Here is an 18,122-nt window from a genome sequence, read left to right as displayed (position 1 = left end):
CAAAGGGTGGCGGCAAGTTTCACCTCAAGCATAGGTGCCGTTTTGCTTTTCAGTACCCGCCTCACCCAGGCTGGAACCAACATCCGATGACTCCCCGGCCGGAGGAAGCCCGGCCGCCTTTTTACAACTGTTGAGCTCGCCCCTCAGCTTTTGGACTTCCCCTTCCAGGCGGCGGATATAAAGGTATCTCCTGAAATGCCACCATACACCCAGGAACAGCACTGCCAGGGCCCCCGCCATGGTAGAAAACAGGATCACCAGCACCTTGGAGATGCCGTCCAGGTGCCAGAACAGAAAGTTGATGCTAACCGGTTCGAGATTCTGTACGGCAAATACTGCCACCAGCACGGCCAAAACCAGGGCCAGGACAAAGTAGATCTGCGCCTTACTCATTCTCTTATACCCCTCCTTGCTAATTAATCATATAAATCTGAAACTTTTACGCAGGCCGTGTTCAAACAATCCCGACTTTCCGTAAAAAAGCGCACAGGCGGTACAGGCGGCGGGCAGCGGGGCCGCCGCTTTCCAGAAGCAGGCAGCGGGTGGGCTGCAGGCCCTGCTCGTCCACCTTGGCGTCAGACAGGTACATGGCCAGAAGGCCCTGCACGACAGTCATATGGAAATGAGGATCGGGTAATTCCGCGGCCAGGACCAGGGACCGGTCCACAAAATACTTCAGGCGCCCGGCAGCCTGCTGCCCGTCCCGGTAATAGGAAACAAAGTTTAAGTCGCCCCCTTCCACATCTTCCTGCTGGTCGATAAAGTAATCCAGTAAAATGTGCAACCCGCAGATCCAGGGAAAATAGGCGGCGGTGACTCTTTCCACCTCATCCGCGGTGTAATTCCCCCTGGCCGCCAGGGCGAAGAGGGCAAAGATGCCAATGGTCGAACCGGTGGCTGCAGCCAGTTCCCACCAGTAGAGCCTTTCCGAGAGGCTTTCCAGCAAGGGTTCCAGCCAGGTGGTCAGGCTTTTCACCCGTAGAGGCCACTGGATATGCTTGTACACCTGAAGCTGACAATAGAGTTCGGCCAGCCGGCAGGCCCTTTCCCGCAGCGGCCCGTAGGCGGGCAACCGGGCCAGGGCCTGCTGGCAGGAGCGTACCAGTTCCCGCAGGTACCCGCCGTCCTCCCGGTAGGGATAGAGGGCATAATAATCGCAACCGGACGCCCCGGGGCAAAGGGCGTCCACAAAGGCCCGGTGCAGCCTGTGGAAGGCCTCCCCGTCCTGCACCCCCGCCCGGTCGCACAAATTATCCAGGTAGTCGCTGATAGTCTGCAGGGCCACAATGGCCCGGATCAACTCCCGGCGGTGGTTGCCGGTCCAGGCGCTAAATACGCTGCCCCCCTGGCAGTGAAATGCCTTGGCGCCAATGCTGGCTAGAGCCATCCGGCGCAGGTGCGGCTCAGGGCAACGCGACGCCATCAGCCGCCAGTTTTTCAACTCCCGGGCCACTCCCGGAAAGGCCAGAAAAAGAAAGCGTCCCATTAACCCCAGCCGGGCCGCCACTTCCCATCTGCCCGGGCAGGGCTTTGATGCCTGGTAGGAAAACATGATACCAGCTCCTCCAAAAACGCCTTGTGCATATGGTATTTTTTCGGTCCCGGGCAGGGGTTATGCGGTTAAAACCGGCCGGTTTTAACCGGCGGCCACCGAAGGCTGGAAGGTGGTCCGGGACCGGTTCTTTTCCCGGTGCCTTTCCAGGGCCAGCTCGATAAGCCGGTCCAGCAAATCCTGATAGGGGATGCCGGTGGCTTCCCACATCTTAGGGTACATGCTGGTGCGGGTAAACCCGGGAATGGTGTTGATTTCGTTGATTAGCACCGCCCCGTTGTCCCGACGCAGGAAAAAATCCACCCGGGCCAATCCGGCACAGTCCAGGGCCTTAAAGGCACGGATGGCCAGTCTCTGCAGTTCCAGCATGGTTTCGTCAGGCAACCGGGCCGGTATAACCAGGCGGGATTTTCCCTCCACGTATTTGGCTTCATAATCGTAGAATTCGTTTAAGGGAATAATTTCCCCCGGCAGGGATGCCATGGGATCATCATTGCCCAGAACGCTTACTTCCACCTCCCGGGCATCTGCAAATTCCTCCGCGATAATTTTACGGTCGTAGCTGGCGGCCAGGTCTATGGCCCGCCGCAGTTCCTCCCGGTTCCTCGCCTTGGATATGCCCACACTGGAACCCAGGTTGGCCGGCTTGACAAAGACGGGATAGCCCAGCTGTTCCACCCGGTCCAGTACTGCCTCCGGATCCCGCTCCCAATCACGGCGCAGGAAGTGGCAGAAATGCACCTGGGGCAGGTCGTGCCGGGCAAAGACGGTCTTCATCATCACCTTATCCATTCCCACTGCCGAAGCCATCACCCCCGCTCCGACATAGGGGATATTGGCCAGCTCCAGAAGCCCCTGGACGGTACCATCCTCGCCAAAGGTGCCGTGCAATACCGGAATGGCCACGTCGATGGGGCGCAACTGTTCCACTCTTACGCTTCCATCCCCTACAGGAGCCAGGCCCCCATAAGTGGGGTCTGCCAGCAGAGCGACCCTTTGCCCCAGTTGCTCCGGGTCCTGTCCGGCCAGCATTTGTGCCGGCTCAACACCTGCGAACCATTTTCCTTCCGGAGTAATAGCCACGGGAATAACCTCGTACCTATCTTTATCCAGGGCGCCAATCACCGAAGCCGCCGAGTTTAAGGAGACCTGGTGTTCTCCAGAACGCCCGCCAAAAATGACCGCCACCCGTTTTTTTGCCATCGGCCATCCTCCCACCATAGTTTTGTAATAATCTATTCGAACTTGCTCCTTTTTAGATTTATTTCCCATCAATGATACCGGAATATCATAAGTATACCATAAAAAAGGGCGGGATGGGTTCACACCGGGATTATAACCGGCCGCCGACTTAAAGAAACGAAGAAACCCCAGGGGTAGCAAATCCCCTGGGGTTAATTTACTAAATGCCGGCACTCAAACAAACTGATCCACTGACCAATACCAGTGGAAACCTGAACCTCCGGAGCTTAATCACCAGGTCCCCATCCCGGTAAACTGCCAGGCACCACTCGCTAAAGGGCCATCCGCATGGGCTGGAGAATCCGGTTGAACGGGTTTAAAACCAAACCGAGAATCTCCAGAAATCGAACCTTCCCTGTCCCGGCCACGACATGGCTCCCCCGCAGGGCCGGGCCCACTAATAAAACCAAACCCATTACCCCATATCTGGTATATAATTTAAAGTATACGTTTTGCCTTTCGTGTATCTGGCCAAACCGGTTCAGGCCAGTGCCGGGCCCACCCGCCCTTCGCACCGGCAGAACCATGGCGGGCAAAATTAGAGGCTATGGCTCTTGACGGATGACTGTAGCCACACGGTTTAACGGAGCAGTTACCCCATTTCAATACTGCACTATTCTGGAGGGATTCCTTTGATTTTCTCCCTTTCCTGGCTGGTGGCCGCCCTGGCCGTAACCCTGGCCACCACCCTGCAGGCCGTGACGGGTTTTGGCGCGGCCCTCATTCTCGTCCCCCTGCTGGTGCTGGCCTACAACGCCCACACTGCCGTGGGTATGACCATGGTCATTTCTTTTTGTTCGCTGGCCCTCCTCACGTACCAGGTACGGAAGAACATCATCAAGCCCATGGCCAGAAACCTGTCTCTGGGCGGTCTGGCCGGCATACCCCTGGGAGCCTATGTTTTTATCCACTTCGACGTCACCAGGCTTAAAATCATCATTGCCCTGGTCACTCTGGCCTTTGCCCTGGCCCTCCTCCTGGACTGGGTTCCCCGTAAGTCTTTTGGCTCCTGGACCGAAGCCATAGTGGGAGCTGCGGGCGGCTTTTTAGGGGCCAGTGTGGGCATGCCCGGCCCTCCCGTGGTGCTCTTTTTAAATCACCAGGAAGTGCCCAAGGAGCAGTTCCGAGCCACCACCGCCGCCTATTTCTGCCTGGTTTACCCCGCCAGCCTGCTCCTTCTGCTGGCCGTGCAGGCCCTGGAGCGGCAGACCATCCTGACCGCCCTCTCCCTGGTCCCCTTTGCCCTGCTGGGCCAGGCGCTGGGTTTCGGCATTTTCCCCCGGGTATCCCAGGAACTCTTTCGCCGGGGGGTACCCCTGCTGGTCACCCTGGTAGCCATTTATTCCCTGGCCACGACGTTATTCTAAGGGCCAAAATGGTATACAAAAATACGGCCGGGCCGGAAAGAATAATTAAAAAATAATACTCCGGTATCAACCGCTGCTTGAAAGTTATCATGGGTCCGGTGGTCGTCCTGGAAATATGGGTGCCGGCGGCAAGAATCCAGGAGGCACGGGAGGTTCTCGCCGCCTTTACCGAAGAGGAGGCATAGCCCCCAGCAATAAGGGCCGGGGATCTACGTAATGCTGCTCCAGTCCCAGGCTTTCCCGGGGGAGTTCCAGGGCCACCCCCAGAAGCTGGGTGAAATACAGGACGGGGATTTGGCGAAAGCCGGTGTTTAGCTCCAGGATTTTTTCCTGCAGCCAGTCCAGGTTAAACTGGCACAAGGGGCAACTGGTGATGATTGCTTCCGCCCCTTTGGCAACGGCGGAGTTGAGAATGTCCCGTACCCTTTGCCTCACCAGGTCATTTTCGTGCAGCACCTGGTAGGAGCCACAGCAGGTTGTTTTATGGGGGTATTCCACTACTTCCGCGCCAAGGGCGGCAACCATCTCTTCCATGATGGTGGGGTTCTCCGGATCGTCAAAACCCATCTCCAAAGCAGGCCGCACAAGCATGCAACCGTAATAACAGGCCACCTTAAGCCCTTTCAAGTTACGGCTCGTTTTAGCCTGGATAGCGTTAAACCCCACGTCTTCTTTGCAAATTTCCAGTGGATGGACCACCTGTATTTCCCCGCCATAATTCTCTTCTAAATAATCATTGAGCTTTTGCCTGGCCTCCAGATTATGTTGCATTTCATAATTTACTCGTTTTAGAACGTTATAGCAGAAGGAGCAAACTGTAAGCAGCCTGTCTTCTCCTTCTCCGGCGACACCGGCCAAAATACGCGCCGCTGCGACCATGCCCATGTAATTATCCCGGGCCAGGGGAAATACCGTTCCGCAGCAGGTCCACTGGGGCAGCTCGGCCAGCTCCACCCCCAGAGCGGCCAGGGAGGCCCGGGTAGAATTATCCAGACCTCTTGCTTTATTGTATAACGTACATCCCGGAAAATATGGTATTTTCATATCCCTATGCCCCCCTTTTCAAGCGCTCAGCTTGCGAAAACCACTGGTCAAGGCCATCTGGGGAACCCGGGTGAGCAATTCCACCGGTATTTTCTCTGCAACCAGCACTTCCCTGCCCAAGCGCAGGTTGATTACCCGTAGAGCTTCCATTAACCGGGCCAGATCTATACCCCGCGGGCAGCGGGCGGTACAAAGCAAACAGGTGCTGCAGACCCAAATGGAGCGGCAGTGCAGGGCTTGGGCGTTACCCAACTGGATCAGGCGCATGACCTGCCGGGGTAACAGTTCCATGATCTCCCTGCCCGTACATCCCGCACTGCAGGTGCCGCACTGCATGCATAAATACGGATCCTGCCCGCTAATTTCCTTAATTCGCTCAATGATCTCCCGACTCATTTTGTTTGATAGTTCCATAGCCATTGGCATCGGGCTCCTTTAATTATTTCCGGATACCGTAACCGTCCTTATTTCATGTCAAGCACTGGTGCTCCCTGTTACGCATGTTCTAGCCCCTGCGCGTATAATTAAGCAAACCTCCCGCCAGGATGATCTCCACCTGCCGGGGCGTCACCTGCGCCCGTGCTTTAATGGTAAAATTACGGGTGACATTTTTAACCTCCAGGTCCGCTCCGTCTTGCAGGGCCTGGTGTACCTGATCGATCTGCAGCACATCGTCCTGCTCCAACCTGTCGTAATCTGCAGGCTCAATGAAGGTGATGGGCAGAATACCAAAGTTGATCAGGTTGTCCCGGTGAATGCGGGCAAAGGATTTGGCCAGCACGGCTTTCACACCCAGGTACATGGGAACAAGCGCCGCATGCTCCCGGCTGGAGCCCTGGCCGTAATTTTCCCCGCCCACGATAATCCCGCCCCCGGCCTCCCTGGCCCTGCGGGGGAAAGAAGGATCTACGGCGGCAAAAACATACTCGGCCATGGCCGGGATATTGGAACGCAGGGGCAACACCTTGGCCCCGGCCGGCATAATGTGGTCGGTGGTGATGTTGTCGCCCACCTTAATGAGCACCCGGCCCTGTATGCTCCGGGGTAGAGGTTCGGCCACCGGCAGGGGCTTTATGTTTGGACCGCGCACGATTTCCACGTCATCCGGGTTATCAGCAGGGGGTAAGATCATGCGGTCATCCACATGGAATCTTTCAGGCAGCGCGATTTCCGGAGGGTCACCCAGTTCCCTTGGATCGGTCAGCCTGCCCGTAAGGGCAGTTGCTGCCGCGGTTTCCGGGCTTGCCAGGTACACCCGGGCATCGGCCGTACCGCTGCGTCCCTTGAAGTTCCGGTTAATGGTGCGCACCGAAACCCCGCCGGAAGGGGGGGCCTGCCCCATGCCAATGCACGGCCCGCAGGCGCACTCCAGGATCCGGGCACCGGCGGCCACCAGATCCGCCAGGGCACCGTTTTGTGCCAGCATGGCATATACCTGCCGGGAGCCGGGGGCGATAACGAGACTTACCCGGGGATGCACCACTTTCCCCTTGAGGATGGCCGCAACCTTCATCAAATCCAGGTAAGAAGAGTTGGTACAGCTGCCGATGACCACCTGGTCCACGGCCAGCGGCCCCACCTCGCGCACCGGCTTTACATTGTCGGGGCTGTGGGGGCAGGCCACCAGGGGCTCCAGTGAACTGAGATCAATATCCAGCACTTCATCATATGCGGCATCCGGATCCGGCCCCAGTTCCACCCAGACCTCTTCCCGGCCCTGGGCCCGTAAAAAAGCCCTGGTTACTTCGTCACTGGGGAAAATGGAAGTGGTGGCACCCGTCTCCGCCCCCATGTTGGTTATGGTAGCCCGTTCAGGCACGGTAAGGTATTTGATCCCTTCCCCGCCGTACTCCAGGATCTTGCCCACCCCACCCTTAACGGTAAGGCGGCGTAAAACCTCCAGGATCACGTCCTTGGCCGTGGCCCACGGCGCCAGCCGGCCGTGCAGCCGGACGTTGACCACCCTGGGCATCACCATATGGAAAGGACCTCCGCCCATGGCCACCGCCACGTCCAGGCCGCCAACCCCAATGGCCAGCATACCCAGGCCCCCGGCCGTGGGGGTATGGCTGTCCGATCCCAGCAGGGTTTTGCCGGGTACGCCGAACCTCTCCAGGTGAACCTGGTGGCAGATGCCGTTGCCCGCCCTGGAGAAATAAGCCCCGTATTTAGCGGCCGTACTTTGTAAAAACCGGTGGTCGTCGGCATTTTCAAAGCCAGTCTGCAGGGTATTATGATCCACATAGGATACGGAAAGTTCTGTTTTGACCCGGGGGATCCCCATAGCCTCAAACTGCAGGTAAGCCATGGTACCGGTAGCATCCTGGGTAAGGGTTTGATCTATCTTAATGGCGATCTCCTGACCCGGCTGCAGGGTACCGGAAACCAGGTGATTGAGCAGGATCTTTTGGGTGAGATTGTAGCCCATAAATACCACCTCTTCCGTCCTAAAAATAGCACTTGCCTGCCGTTGACACGCCTCTCCGGTAAAGGCAAATGCTTGTCATCCCAATTATATCATTAATAATTTAACTATAGCGACGCTCTTTAACTTCGGGACGGGTATAATCGGGAAGCAACAGCGGCGAGACGCGCCCCTTTTCAATACCTTCGGCTGCCAGTTCCCGATGATAACGGCGCACGTGTTCCAGCGTAAGCTTTCCAGGTGAAGGACCCTCCCTGACAAAAAGCGCCGCTGCCTGTCCGGCCCGCCGGCCAAAGACAAAAATGTCCACCAGGGAGTTCCCGCCCAGACGGTTCCTGCCCTGCACTCCTCCCGCCACCTCGCCGGCCGCAAAAAGGCCGGGTATATCTGTTCTCCCTTCAGGATCGATCTCGATACCACCATTCTGGTAATGCTGTGTTGGAAAGACAAGGATGGGCTCTTTGTGAACGTCAATGCCGTATTCGCGAAACCGGTGCACTATGCCGGCAAACATCCGGTCCAGTTTTCCCACTCCACCGCGGATATCAATTAGAGGTGTATCCAGCCACACCCCCTCCATACCCGTGGGTGTGCGTACCCCATTTTTCCTGTCCCGTACTTCCCGGATGATGGCCGAAGAGGTTACGTCGCGGGTTTCCAGTTCGTTGATAAACCTTTCCCCGTGTACGTTCACCAACTGGGCACCGTTGCCCCGCAGGGCCTCGGTGATCAGCTGACCCAACATCTGCTCCGGCCAGGCGGCACCGGTAGGATGGTACTGAATGGCGTCCATGTGCAAAAGGCGGGCTCCGGCCCGGTAAGCAATCACCAGCCCGTCGGCAGTGGCACCGTAATGGTTCGTGGTGGGGAATTTATTGGGGTGCAGGCGGCCAATGCCGCCGGTAGCCAGGATAACCGCTCTGGCCCGGACAATGATGTGCTCGCGGGTCTCCAGGTTCATCAAAATGGCCCCCGCACAGCGGCCTCTTTCGTCCAGCAGAAGTTCCACCGCGGGACTGAATTCCAGCACTTCCACCCTTCTGTTCCACAGCTCATCGCGAATAACTCTCATAAATTCCATACCGCTTAAGTCCTTGCAGGAGTGCACCCGGCGGCGGCAGTGCCCCCCGGCAAAGGATACCACCAGATCCCCGTTCGGGTGGGTATCAAACATGGCCCCCAGGTCCTTCAGCCATTCCACGATCAGGGGCGCATCGTGTACCAGCGCCCAGACCAGCTCCCGCTTATTCTGGAACCTTCCTCCACCAATGGTATCCAGAAAATGTAAATAGGGAGAGTCATTGGGCTGGGTGGCGGCGGCAATACCTCCTTCAGCCATCATGGTATTGGCATCGCCCAACCTCAGCTTGGTGGCCAGAAGCACCCGCGCTCCATTTTCGTGGGCAATGAGGGCGGCAGTTGCTCCCCCACCACCCCCGCCCACCACCAGGACATCCACATCGTAATCTATACGGCTGAGATCCACACGATCTGGGTCAATACGGCTGTAGGCCTCCAGGATATCCACCAGTTCATTTTGCATGCGCTGGCCTTTATTGGGGCCTACCCTTACCGACCGCATCCCATCCGGACGGAAGTCGGGGTGGCATTGCTCGAGCAGGCGGGTTTTTTCTTCCGGCGTCAGGCGCGGAATTTCCTGCTGAAGGCGAAAGGCACGGGTAGCTTCCAGCTTGCGAATTGATTCCTGCATTTCTATGGGATAGCCCACCTGAAATCTCCTCCCCGCATTATAGCTTTTCAAATTCCCGTTCTAAATAGAGCTTCTTCAACTCTTCTTCACTGGCAGCGGCAATCCCGGCCAGAGCCTGATCGTGGAGGCCCGCCCGGATTTCGGCCACCCGGTCCTTCAGGTGTTGGGGTTTGGGCCTCATATGTTTGCTGTAGTAACGGCGGACAAAGATGGCAATGTTGTACGGCACCAGCTGGGCCGGACAGCGGGCGGCACAGAGACCGCACATAATGCAATCAAAGGACAGTTCCGCCGCCCGGGCAAAATCCCCCCGCAGCGCCGCCGCCACGTAATACATGGGCTGTAATTTCTGCGGACAAACGCTGGTGCAGGTATTGCACCCCAGGCAGCGGGTGGCTTCGGGGTAAAGCTGCAATAGAGTTTCTAAAGGTGAACCCACCTTGTCAAGGTCATAAATGGCTTTATTGACCGGGAAGTAGGGCAATTGCATGAGGGTCATATGGGGGGTAACCGGCGTCTGGCAGGCCAAACCGACCTGTATCCGGAAGTTGCCGGGCACCCGGTATACCGTGGCACAGGCGCCGCAGAAACCGCCCCGGCAACCACAGCCGCGGATAAGCTGGTAACCTGCCCATTCCAGGGCCTTCATAATAGTAAGTCCTTCGGGTACCTCGTAGCGCTTCCCCATGATGTAGATTGGAACTAACGACTCTCCCACAGGGGACTACCTCCTTACCCGCGCATTTTGTCTACAATGGCCTCGGCCATTTCGGAGGTGCTGGCGCTGCCTCCCAGGTCGTAGGTCACCACACGTCCTTCACGGATGACTTCGGCCAGCGCCCTTTCCACCTTAGCCGCCGCTTCTTTTTCACCCAGGTATTTCAGCATCATGACAGCGGAAAAAATCATGGCTGAGGGGTTTACCTTGTTCTGTCCGGCGTATTTGGGGGCACTACCGTGAACGGGTTCAAAGATGGCTATATCGGTGCCGATATTAGCCCCCGGGGCCATCCCCAGACCGCCCACCAGGCCGGCACAGAGGTCCGATATGATGTCCCCGTAGAGGTTGGGCATCACCAGCACATCGTACAGCTCCGGTTTTTGCACCAGCTGCATGCACATGTTGTCCACAATGCGATCTTCAAATTCAATTTGGGGATAATCCTCGGCTACCTTCCGGGCCACGGCCAGAAACAGGCCGTCGGTGCACTTCATGATGTTAGCTTTATGGACCACAGTCACTTTTTTGCGTCCTTCCCGCACGGCATATTCAAAGGCAAAGCGGATGATCCGTTCCGCCCCCCGGCGGGTGATAATCTTGATGCTTTCGGCCGCATCTTCGCCTACCATATGTTCGATACCGGCATACAGGTCCTCGGTATTTTCCCGGACAACCACCAGATCCACATTATCATAGCGCGATTTAACGCCCTGGTATGTACGGGCAGGACGGAGATTGGCGAACAAATCAAACTCCTTGCGCAGGGCCACATTAACACTGCGGAAACCGGTGCCCACGGGAGTGGTCAGGGGGCCCTTCAGGGCCACCTTGTTTTTTCTGATGGAGGCCAGGGTATCCTCCGGCAAAAGCTCCCCGTACTCCCTCAGGGCGGTTTCTCCGGCCAGTTTTTCCTCCCACTGAATATCCACTCCGGTAGCGGCCAGAACCGTCCTGGTAGCCGCCGTGATATCGGGTCCAATGCCGTCTCCGGGAATCAGGGTAATGCGGTACATGCCAGCCCCTCCTTTTGTGTGCTGTTACCAGTTAAACTTCCGGCCAGAAAATCCGGCGCGGCACATAAACAAAACCATCCATGATGCGGCGGGCCGTCCGGGCCACCGCAGCTTTTTCCAGCCGCGGATTGCCGCCGGCATCGCGGGAAATTTCGATTTCAAATTCCAAAGTGCCCGAAGGATGTCCCAACCTGACCACATTGCCCTGCCGGGCAGATGGGCCCAGGACCTCGCTGACCACCGTCCCCTCCAGCTTGGCTGCCGTCGACGTGCAGATCCCACCCGTTACGGCGAAGGCCTTGTGCATCTTCTGCATGGACATGGTCCGCGCCACCAGGTCAATCTGGCCGGCTTCGATGACCCGGCCGTCGCTGGTTTTATATGCACAGGGCGGAGAGACAAAGACGATCTTGGGTACCGCCGGGCTTTTCGCTGTGGCCTCCAGCCGGTGCGCCAACCCCATCATTTCGGCGGCAATGCTCCGGATCTCTTCGATGCGGGCCAGTAACTGCGGGTCATTGTTGACCACATCCGGCAGTTCCACGCCGGTCAGCCCCAGGTCCGTGGCCTTAAAAAATACCGCCGGGTTGGCGGCATCCACCAGGGACACCGTCAGCCTGGTCCCGTCGGACAGGGTTATTTCATCCTTTAAATTGCCGGTCGGGAGCAACTTTCCCGTTACCGCTCCACCGGAATCCAGGAAGTTCAAAGTGATGCGGGCGCCGGTACCCGGCACGCCGTCAATGGCCAGGTCACCCTCGGTGACCGCCCTCCCATCCTTAACGGGAACTTCCGCCGCAATGATTTTCCCGGTGTTGGTGTTAAAGATACGTACCGTGGTTACGGGCTCCACTGCTTTAACCAGGCCCTCGTCGATGGCAAAAGGACCCACGGCGGAAGAAATATTGCCGCAGTTGCCCTTATAATCCACCAGGGGGGCCGTAATGCTGACTTGCCCGAAGGTGTAATCCACATCGGCGTCGGGCCTGCTGGAACGCCCGATAATGGCCACCTTGCTGGTTAAAGAGTCCGCTCCGCCCAGGCCGTTAATTTGCCGGGGGTCGGGACTGCCAAAGATGGCCAGGATCACCCGGTCCCGTGTTTCAGGATCCCGGGGCAGGTCGTTTTCCAGCAGGAAAACCCCTTTGCTGGTACCTCCCCGGATGATGGCGCAGCGTATTTTTTCAAACTCCCGCACGCCTAAGAAACCTCCTTTTCTCATCCCGTCGGATAAAATGGGTTAAAAAACATAAAGGCAACCAGCATGTAACCGTAAGTTACAACTGGTTGCCTTATCCACTCTTACCGCCCGGTCTGCCCGCACGGTGGTGAATAACCGCAGTTGCACCGAAGTTCCCGGCTATAAAGCTCATCAAAGGGAACTCCTCGAAAAACGGCTTTTAAAATGTATACAAAATACGTGGGTTCAGTTTTTAATTTTAGCGCATTAGCGAGGGCAGGTAAAGGGAAATTTTCGGGAAAAGAATCAAGCATATAAGGGTAAGGATCATAACGGTTATAAAGGGCAGTACGCCCTTGACGACTTCTTCCAGACGCTCCCGGCCAATCCCGCTGACCACAAAAAGGTTCAGTCCCACGGGAGGCGTAATCATGGCCAGTTCCATATTGATGACCATAATGACGGCAAAATGGAGCATATTGATATCCAGGTGTTTGATTATAGGTATCAAAATGGGAAGGGTGATCAGCACAATAGAAACAGCCTCCAGAAAAGTACCCATGACAAAGAACATGGTGTTTACTGCCACCCAGAAGCCAGCCACACCCAAATTGCTACCGGCAATCCATTGAGCAATTTTAGCCGGAATCTGTTCACTGGTTAAATACATGGCAAAGGTCATGGCAGCGGGAATAATCAAGAAGATCATTGAAGTGATGCCAATGGCTTCCCTGAGGATGGAGCGAAACCTGCTCCAGGTCATTTCACGATATATAAAGATGGTTACAAAAAGGGCGTAAAAGACGGACACAATTGAAGCTTCCGTTGGTGTGCAGATACCGCCGTAAATGCTGCCCAGAATGATCACAGGTAGCAAAAAACCGGGGATAGCTTTCCAGGTACATTGCCACCTGGTTTTCCAATCGACCTTAGGCTCACCACCGTAGTTTTTAATCCGTGCATAAATGATGGCTGTACACAGGAGTACACCGCCCAGCAAAATACCCGGTAACACACCAGCCATAAAAAGCTTACCGATGGACTCGTTAGCCGTTACCCCGATGAGCACAAAGGTAATACTGGGCGGGATCAAAATACCCAGGGTACCGGAAGCAGCCACCAGCCCCATGGCGTAACGCTTCTCGTACCCGGCCTCTACCATGGCCGGTATAAGAATGCCTCCGATAGCGGCAGCAGTGGCCGGGCTGGAACCCGAGATGGCGGCAAAGATCATGCAGGCCAGGATGGTTACTACCGAAAGCCCCCCCCGCAGGTGACCGACCCAGGCCCGCAGGGCAGCAATCAGGTACCGGGAAATCCCCCCGTGGGCCATAATGGCACCGGCCAGGACAAAACCGGGAATGGCCATGAGCGGAGGGGACTCCAGGGCGGAAAACATCCTCTGGGCCACCATGTACAGGTTGAAGTCCGTAGTTAAGGCTAAAACCAGGACACTGGAAATGGCCAGGCTCAAGGCAATGGGTACGTGCAAAAGAAACAAAATGATGAAAATACTAAAGAGTAGGGCTGCCTCCATGATGCGACATTACTCCTTTCTGTCCATCCTCGGTTTCCACGGACCCTGCCACCGGCCTGTCCTTTCCCCCATTTTTTAAAAGGTGGTACAACTCTTCAATATACCGGGTACAAAGCATTAAAGCTGCAATGGGAACAAAAAAGTACACCGCCCACAAGGGAAACTGCGTATTTAAGGACCGCTGTCCTGTATGCAGGTACTTGGTTTCCAAAACGTATCCCAGGTAAGTCAGGAACAAGCAGAACAAAATGCTGGCCATGCTGGCAAAGATACTTACATAGTGTTGCACTTTTCGTGGCATATAATTGTATAAAAGACTAACCCGGATGTGACGCCCGTCCCGCTGGGCGATGCTCCAACCCAGAATACACCCCCACACGAGTATATAAGTAGAGATCTCGTCCACCCAAAACAGGGGGTTTTTAAATACATAGCGGCTGATTACCCCGTAAAAGATCAGGGTTACTCCCGCAAAGAAAAAGATACCGGCAATAGCCTCCTCGAAGGCGGAATAAATACGCGGCAGACGTTTCATTTTTGACCCCCTTCGCCCCTGAAAACGGGGGGAACCGGGCACACCGTTTCTGGTGCACCCGAAACTCCCAAACGAAGCCATCTCGGGATTTAATATTTATTGATTTAACCTTTTCGCTTCCTCAAAGAGATCCTTGCCGATAATGGGTTCATACTTGGCCCATACCGGCTGCATGGCCTCCACAAAAGCCTGGCGTTCTTCCGGAGTTAACTCGTGCACCTTGATTTTCTGCTTTAACTTAGCCATGCTTTCCTGGTCCAGCTGATCGGCCAGTTGCCGCTCATATTCCGTCGCTTCTTTCAGGCACTGTTCAACAGTTTCCCGGATATCCGGTGGGAGGCTATCCCAAAATTGTTTGTTTACAATCACGATATAGGAAAGATTGTTGACATTAGCTACAGTAAGATAATTCAGGACTTCGGCATATTTTTCGTTTTCGATGTTGTCAAAGGTAGCAATGGTTCCGTCGACAACTTTTTGTTGAAGGGCGGTATAAACTTCACTAAACGGAATGTTGGCAGTTCCCGCACCCAGTGCCTGGAAGATGTCCACTAAAACGCCGCCAGCGGGAATCCGAAATTTCAGGCCTTTAAAATCTCCAGGGGTTTTCAATTCCTTTTTGCTGTTCATGAACTGCCGCATGCCGTTGGGCCAGGCGGTAAGGCCGACCATACCCTGGCTTTCCAGGCTTTGCAGCAATTTTTTACCTGTTTCGCTATCCCAAAATCTAGCCGCCCCCTGGTTATCTTTGAACAGGAAAGGCATGTCCCCGATCTGGAAGCGCTGGTCGAAGCTGATTAACTTACCGGCAGATGGAGCGATAAACTGGACGTTGTTGGCCTGAAGGGCTTCAAACTCGTCCTTGTCCCCATAAAGCTGGGAGGACGGAAATACCTGAATTTCCACCCGCCCGTTGGTACGCTCCTTTACCAGGTCCGCAAACTTTTGCGCCGCCAGACCCTTAGGTGTGCCCGGAGCAGCAACGTGACTGAACTTGGCCACAATTTTTTCACTGGACTGGTTCTGGGCCGCTTCTTTTTTGCCGCCACAACCTGCCAGTAAAAGTGTGAACAGCGTTAATAAAGCTAACAGGGAAAACAAGTAGTTCCGCTTTCTCATTTGCGATACCTCCTCCTAAAATTATCAAACTTTTTTCTTTGAATTTCCTTTTCCCTAAAATCACCCCCTGTGCGAACATAAGTATAAGTCAAAACCTAAACAAAAGTCCGAAAATAAAAATAGGTAACCGTTGACGCCCGGCGTACAACTGGCTACCTATCTACTCGCACCGCCCGATCGCTCGGTCGATTGTAGATATTACAGTTGACGGACCCTTATTAAAAACACTTCTTTCGCTTTAAAGACGCTTTATTTATTGTTTTCGCTACCTGACCTTTTGACTTGCCTGCCCGGAACCGTTGAGGTAAGTCCGGTACAAGTCCTTAAGGGCGGCAATCAGGGCATTCTGCGCCGCCCCGTGATAGCACTCTTTAATTTGCTGGATGGGTTCCTCTATCCCTTCCAGCAGGCTATGTCCCACCAAAATTGATCTGATATACTCCTGCGCCAGCGGAGTAACCAGTGTACAGGATGCCTGGACAATAACGCCGTACTTGCGGTCAATTTCCGCCACTATGGCCAGGGTACCGTATATACCCTTGGCCGCCATACCCTGGGGAAGGCTGGCATGGCCGGCCACAAACACCGTCTTTTTCACCTTCGGGCCTCCCCCACTGCATGTAAAGTCACTGTTGCAAATTTTTTGAAAACCAGATTGAAGAAAGTATTCGACATAAGTATTTAATTTTCCTCCTGCCCGGAGCTAAAAAATTTTTTGGGTTCCGCCACGGATTTAACCACCCACAGCGCGTTGATCAGCAACAGTGCACCTGTAACCGGGAAAACAGCATGCACACTAAACCGGGCGGCAATCAATCCCCCGGCCAGCGGCCCGGTAAAATTGCCCAAAAAAGTAGCGCTGGAAATTATGCCGTAGGCCTTTCCCCGCTTTTCCTTCGGGAAAAGGTGCCCCACTATGGCATTGGCGGACGGGAAAATGCCGGCCATACAAAAACCAAGAAAAAATCTTAATATGCCCAGTTGCCAGGGGGAACTGGCCAGGGTTTGGGCCATGTACAGGAAACCCGCACCGGTAAGGGACAGCACCAGGGTTAATTTATAGCCGGATCTGTCGCTGCGGCGCCCCAGCACAGGGGCGCCCAGCACATTGGCCACACCCGTGGAAGCAATGATTATCCCGGCGATTAAGGACAGAAAACGCTCATCCTGGTATAAGGATTTAACAAAGATAGGTACCATTGGTTCCACAATACGTACTGATAGCTGGGCAATGAAAATAACGACAAAAACAACCCAGAGAGGGGTTTGCCCGGGGGAAGATCCACTTTCCTCCGCCGGATTGTGTATATCCCGCACGGTACAGCCAGGGTCAGAACTTTCCCTGATCAAGCTATATACCATTACCGCAGCAAAGCCATTTATCAAGGTAATCAGATGAAAAACCTGATGGTATCCGTAAAGGCTGGCTATTATTCCACCGAACAGCGGGCCTGTTATGGTTCCCGCCACCTGGGCCGTTTGCAAAAGCCCAAGGGCATAACCCAGGTGCTGTTCGGGCGTATTTACCGCCACCAGGGCAATGGCCGCCGCATTAAAGCCACTGAAGGCCCCCATCAAAGCCCGAATAGCCGTAAACTGGTAAACATTCTGCGCCAGGCTTAAAAAGACGGCAAATGTCGCCAGGGCAACCAGTGAACGCAGAACCATAATTTTACACCCAAGGCGATCCGTCATATTCCCCCACACCGGGGACATAATGGCCGAAGCCAGAAAATTGGCCGAGGCAATGATACCCGTCCAGACGGTTACGGCTCCCTGTTCTGTGACGCCCAGTTTCTCAATATAGAAGGGGAGAAAAGGCATGATCAGCTGCATTGAAGACATGACCAGAAACTGGGTCAGGCACAGGACGTATAAGTTTTTCTTCCATAGCAATCTTTTTTCCCCCGATGACTCTCGTGGCCCAATTCAACCATAATAAGAAACTGCCGCAAAAGCAGCCGGAAGGAAATCTTTCCCGGACTGGCGACAGTACCTATTACAGTCCTATTCATTCCTTCTGCACCGGGAGCATTTTCCCTCTGGCAGTTTCTAACAGGTAATTAATCTCCCGGAAATATGCTCCCAGCCAAAACAACCATTCTTTCTTTTTAAGCCGGAACCTTTACCGAAGAGGCCTTCGCCATTTCAAATCCCGCTTCCAGGGCCTGCATATTCAAGGTTTCGGTACCTTTGGGGATGCGGGAAAGCAGCGCCTGTTCCAGGGCCTGGCGGGAGACAGCACCGGTCAATCCGGCCAGTATCCCCAGCGCCACTATATTAGCCACCATTTCCTTCCCCACTTTTTCCCGGGCCAGACGGCTGATGGGGAACACGTACACCCGGGCGGGGGTCGGCGGCACATTTTTCACGTACGTGTTGTCCACAATCAGCAGGCCGCCCTTTTTGACTTTCCCGGCATATTTATTGGCCGCATCCTGGCTCATGGCCAGGACTACATCGGGCAAGACCACTTTCGGGTAGTCAATTTCACCTTCACTGATAATCACTTCCGCCTTGCTGGCGCCTCCCCGGGCCTCCGGGCCGTAGGACTGGGCCTGCACGGCGTTCTTGCCCTCCCGGATGGCCGCATCGGCTAAAATAACGCCCGCCAGGATCAGGCCCTGGCCACCTGAACCGCTCAATCTGAATTCTATCGTTCTGAACATTTTACTC

General features: G+C 55.1%; 18 protein-coding genes. 1 reads left to right on the top strand and 17 read right to left on the bottom strand.

Annotated elements, in window-relative coordinates:
- Positions 1-24 precede the first annotated feature (24 nt).
- From BUA65_RS08050 to BUA65_RS18525, 4 genes are all read right to left on the bottom strand, one after another.
- Positions 25-393: a LapA family protein gene (locus BUA65_RS08050; protein WP_072868732.1), complete on the bottom strand. Its 369-nt coding sequence runs from the start codon at positions 391-393 to the stop codon at positions 25-27.
- A 61-nt stretch (positions 394-454) separates the two neighbouring features.
- Positions 455-1,552 (bottom strand): tetraprenyl-beta-curcumene synthase family protein, encoded by a 1,098-nt coding sequence (locus tag BUA65_RS08045; protein ID WP_072868730.1) that lies wholly within the window; start codon positions 1,550-1,552, stop codon positions 455-457.
- 84 nt (positions 1,553-1,636) lie between these two features.
- Positions 1,637-2,755, bottom strand: coding sequence for a D-alanine--D-alanine ligase (locus tag BUA65_RS08040; RefSeq protein ID WP_072868721.1), 1,119 nt, complete (start codon positions 2,753-2,755; stop codon positions 1,637-1,639).
- 311 nt (positions 2,756-3,066) lie between these two features.
- Complete coding sequence (locus tag BUA65_RS18525) at positions 3,067-3,204, bottom strand: hypothetical protein (RefSeq protein WP_207543873.1); 138 nt, start codon at positions 3,202-3,204, stop codon at positions 3,067-3,069.
- Between the two features lie 222 nt (positions 3,205-3,426).
- Here BUA65_RS18525 and BUA65_RS08030 point away from each other — a divergent pair, with 222 nt between their 5' ends.
- A complete protein-coding gene (locus tag BUA65_RS08030) occupies positions 3,427-4,161 on the top strand; it encodes a sulfite exporter TauE/SafE family protein (protein WP_072868718.1) in 735 nt (244 codons plus the stop codon).
- Positions 4,162-4,326: 165 nt separating this feature from the next.
- Here BUA65_RS08030 and BUA65_RS08025 read toward each other — a convergent pair whose 3' ends face one another.
- From BUA65_RS08025 to BUA65_RS07965, 13 genes are all read right to left on the bottom strand, one after another.
- On the bottom strand, positions 4,327-5,205 hold the full coding sequence (locus tag BUA65_RS08025; protein ID WP_072868716.1) for a CoB--CoM heterodisulfide reductase iron-sulfur subunit B family protein: 879 nt from the start codon (positions 5,203-5,205) through the stop codon (positions 4,327-4,329).
- An 18-nt stretch (positions 5,206-5,223) separates the two neighbouring features.
- Positions 5,224-5,625, bottom strand: a complete 402-nt coding sequence (locus tag BUA65_RS08020) for a 4Fe-4S dicluster domain-containing protein (RefSeq protein WP_084062172.1) — start codon at positions 5,623-5,625, stop codon at positions 5,224-5,226.
- A gap of 85 nt (positions 5,626-5,710) precedes the next feature.
- Positions 5,711-7,633, bottom strand: coding sequence for an aconitate hydratase (locus BUA65_RS08015; protein WP_072868715.1), 1,923 nt, complete (start codon positions 7,631-7,633; stop codon positions 5,711-5,713).
- 100 nt (positions 7,634-7,733) lie between these two features.
- Positions 7,734-9,359, bottom strand: coding sequence for an FAD-binding protein (locus tag BUA65_RS08010; RefSeq protein ID WP_341349612.1), 1,626 nt, complete (start codon positions 9,357-9,359; stop codon positions 7,734-7,736).
- A gap of 19 nt (positions 9,360-9,378) precedes the next feature.
- Positions 9,379-10,059, bottom strand: a complete 681-nt coding sequence (locus BUA65_RS08005) for a 4Fe-4S dicluster domain-containing protein (RefSeq protein WP_084062170.1) — start codon at positions 10,057-10,059, stop codon at positions 9,379-9,381.
- Positions 10,060-10,073: 14 nt separating this feature from the next.
- The gene (locus BUA65_RS08000) at positions 10,074-11,075 is read right to left on the bottom strand and encodes an isocitrate/isopropylmalate dehydrogenase family protein (RefSeq protein WP_072868713.1); all 1,002 of its coding nucleotides are present in this window, start codon (positions 11,073-11,075) and stop codon (positions 10,074-10,076) included.
- Positions 11,076-11,106: 31 nt separating this feature from the next.
- Complete coding sequence (locus BUA65_RS07995; protein WP_114281479.1) at positions 11,107-12,273, bottom strand: 2-methylaconitate cis-trans isomerase PrpF family protein; 1,167 nt, start codon at positions 12,271-12,273, stop codon at positions 11,107-11,109.
- Positions 12,274-12,514: 241 nt separating this feature from the next.
- On the bottom strand, positions 12,515-13,792 hold the full coding sequence (locus tag BUA65_RS07990) for a TRAP transporter large permease (RefSeq protein WP_072868711.1): 1,278 nt from the start codon (positions 13,790-13,792) through the stop codon (positions 12,515-12,517).
- Positions 13,770-14,327: a TRAP transporter small permease gene (locus tag BUA65_RS07985; RefSeq protein ID WP_072868709.1), complete on the bottom strand. Its 558-nt coding sequence runs from the start codon at positions 14,325-14,327 to the stop codon at positions 13,770-13,772. The genes BUA65_RS07990 and BUA65_RS07985 overlap by 23 nt, the downstream gene beginning before the upstream one ends.
- Positions 14,328-14,423: 96 nt before the next feature.
- A complete protein-coding gene (locus BUA65_RS07980) occupies positions 14,424-15,446 on the bottom strand; it encodes a TRAP transporter substrate-binding protein (protein ID WP_072868708.1) in 1,023 nt (340 codons plus the stop codon).
- A 265-nt stretch (positions 15,447-15,711) separates the two neighbouring features.
- On the bottom strand, positions 15,712-16,044 hold the full coding sequence (locus BUA65_RS07975; RefSeq protein WP_072868706.1) for a DUF3870 domain-containing protein: 333 nt from the start codon (positions 16,042-16,044) through the stop codon (positions 15,712-15,714).
- A gap of 83 nt (positions 16,045-16,127) precedes the next feature.
- Positions 16,128-17,342 (bottom strand): MFS transporter, encoded by a 1,215-nt coding sequence (locus tag BUA65_RS07970; protein ID WP_084062167.1) that lies wholly within the window; start codon positions 17,340-17,342, stop codon positions 16,128-16,130.
- Positions 17,343-17,557: 215 nt separating this feature from the next.
- Positions 17,558-18,115, bottom strand: coding sequence for a 2-oxoacid:acceptor oxidoreductase family protein (locus tag BUA65_RS07965; RefSeq protein ID WP_072868702.1), 558 nt, complete (start codon positions 18,113-18,115; stop codon positions 17,558-17,560).
- Positions 18,116-18,122 lie beyond the last annotated feature (7 nt).

It is taken from the genome of Desulfofundulus thermosubterraneus DSM 16057 (genome assembly GCF_900142025.1).
Classification (GTDB): domain Bacteria; phylum Bacillota; class Desulfotomaculia; order Desulfotomaculales; family Desulfovirgulaceae; genus Desulfofundulus; species Desulfofundulus thermosubterraneus.
The sequence above is the reverse complement of the archived record's forward strand: the minus strand, read 5'-3'. Positions and strand labels throughout refer to the sequence as shown.

What these genes read in the sequence shown, in the direction of transcription:
- BUA65_RS08050 (WP_072868732.1), bottom strand. Translation starts at nt 393, where the DNA reads ATGAGTAAGGCGCAGATCTACTTTGTCCTGGCCCTGGTTTTGGCCGTG.
- BUA65_RS08045 (WP_072868730.1), bottom strand. Translation starts at nt 1,552, where the DNA reads ATGTTTTCCTACCAGGCATCAAAGCCCTGCCCGGGCAGATGGGAAGTG.
- BUA65_RS08040 (WP_072868721.1), bottom strand. Translation starts at nt 2,755, where the DNA reads ATGGCAAAAAAACGGGTGGCGGTCATTTTTGGCGGGCGTTCTGGAGAA.
- BUA65_RS08025 (WP_072868716.1), bottom strand. Translation starts at nt 5,205, where the DNA reads ATGAAAATACCATATTTTCCGGGATGTACGTTATACAATAAAGCAAGA.
- BUA65_RS08020 (WP_084062172.1), bottom strand. Translation starts at nt 5,625, where the DNA reads ATGGCTATGGAACTATCAAACAAAATGAGTCGGGAGATCATTGAGCGA.
- BUA65_RS08015 (WP_072868715.1), bottom strand. Translation starts at nt 7,633, where the DNA reads ATGGGCTACAATCTCACCCAAAAGATCCTGCTCAATCACCTGGTTTCC.
- BUA65_RS08000 (WP_072868713.1), bottom strand. Translation starts at nt 11,075, where the DNA reads ATGTACCGCATTACCCTGATTCCCGGAGACGGCATTGGACCCGATATC.
- BUA65_RS07990 (WP_072868711.1), bottom strand. Translation starts at nt 13,792, where the DNA reads ATGGAGGCAGCCCTACTCTTTAGTATTTTCATCATTTTGTTTCTTTTG.
- BUA65_RS07985 (WP_072868709.1), bottom strand. Translation starts at nt 14,327, where the DNA reads ATGAAACGTCTGCCGCGTATTTATTCCGCCTTCGAGGAGGCTATTGCC.
- BUA65_RS07980 (WP_072868708.1), bottom strand. Translation starts at nt 15,446, where the DNA reads ATGAGAAAGCGGAACTACTTGTTTTCCCTGTTAGCTTTATTAACGCTG.
- BUA65_RS07965 (WP_072868702.1), bottom strand. Translation starts at nt 18,115, where the DNA reads ATGTTCAGAACGATAGAATTCAGATTGAGCGGTTCAGGTGGCCAGGGC.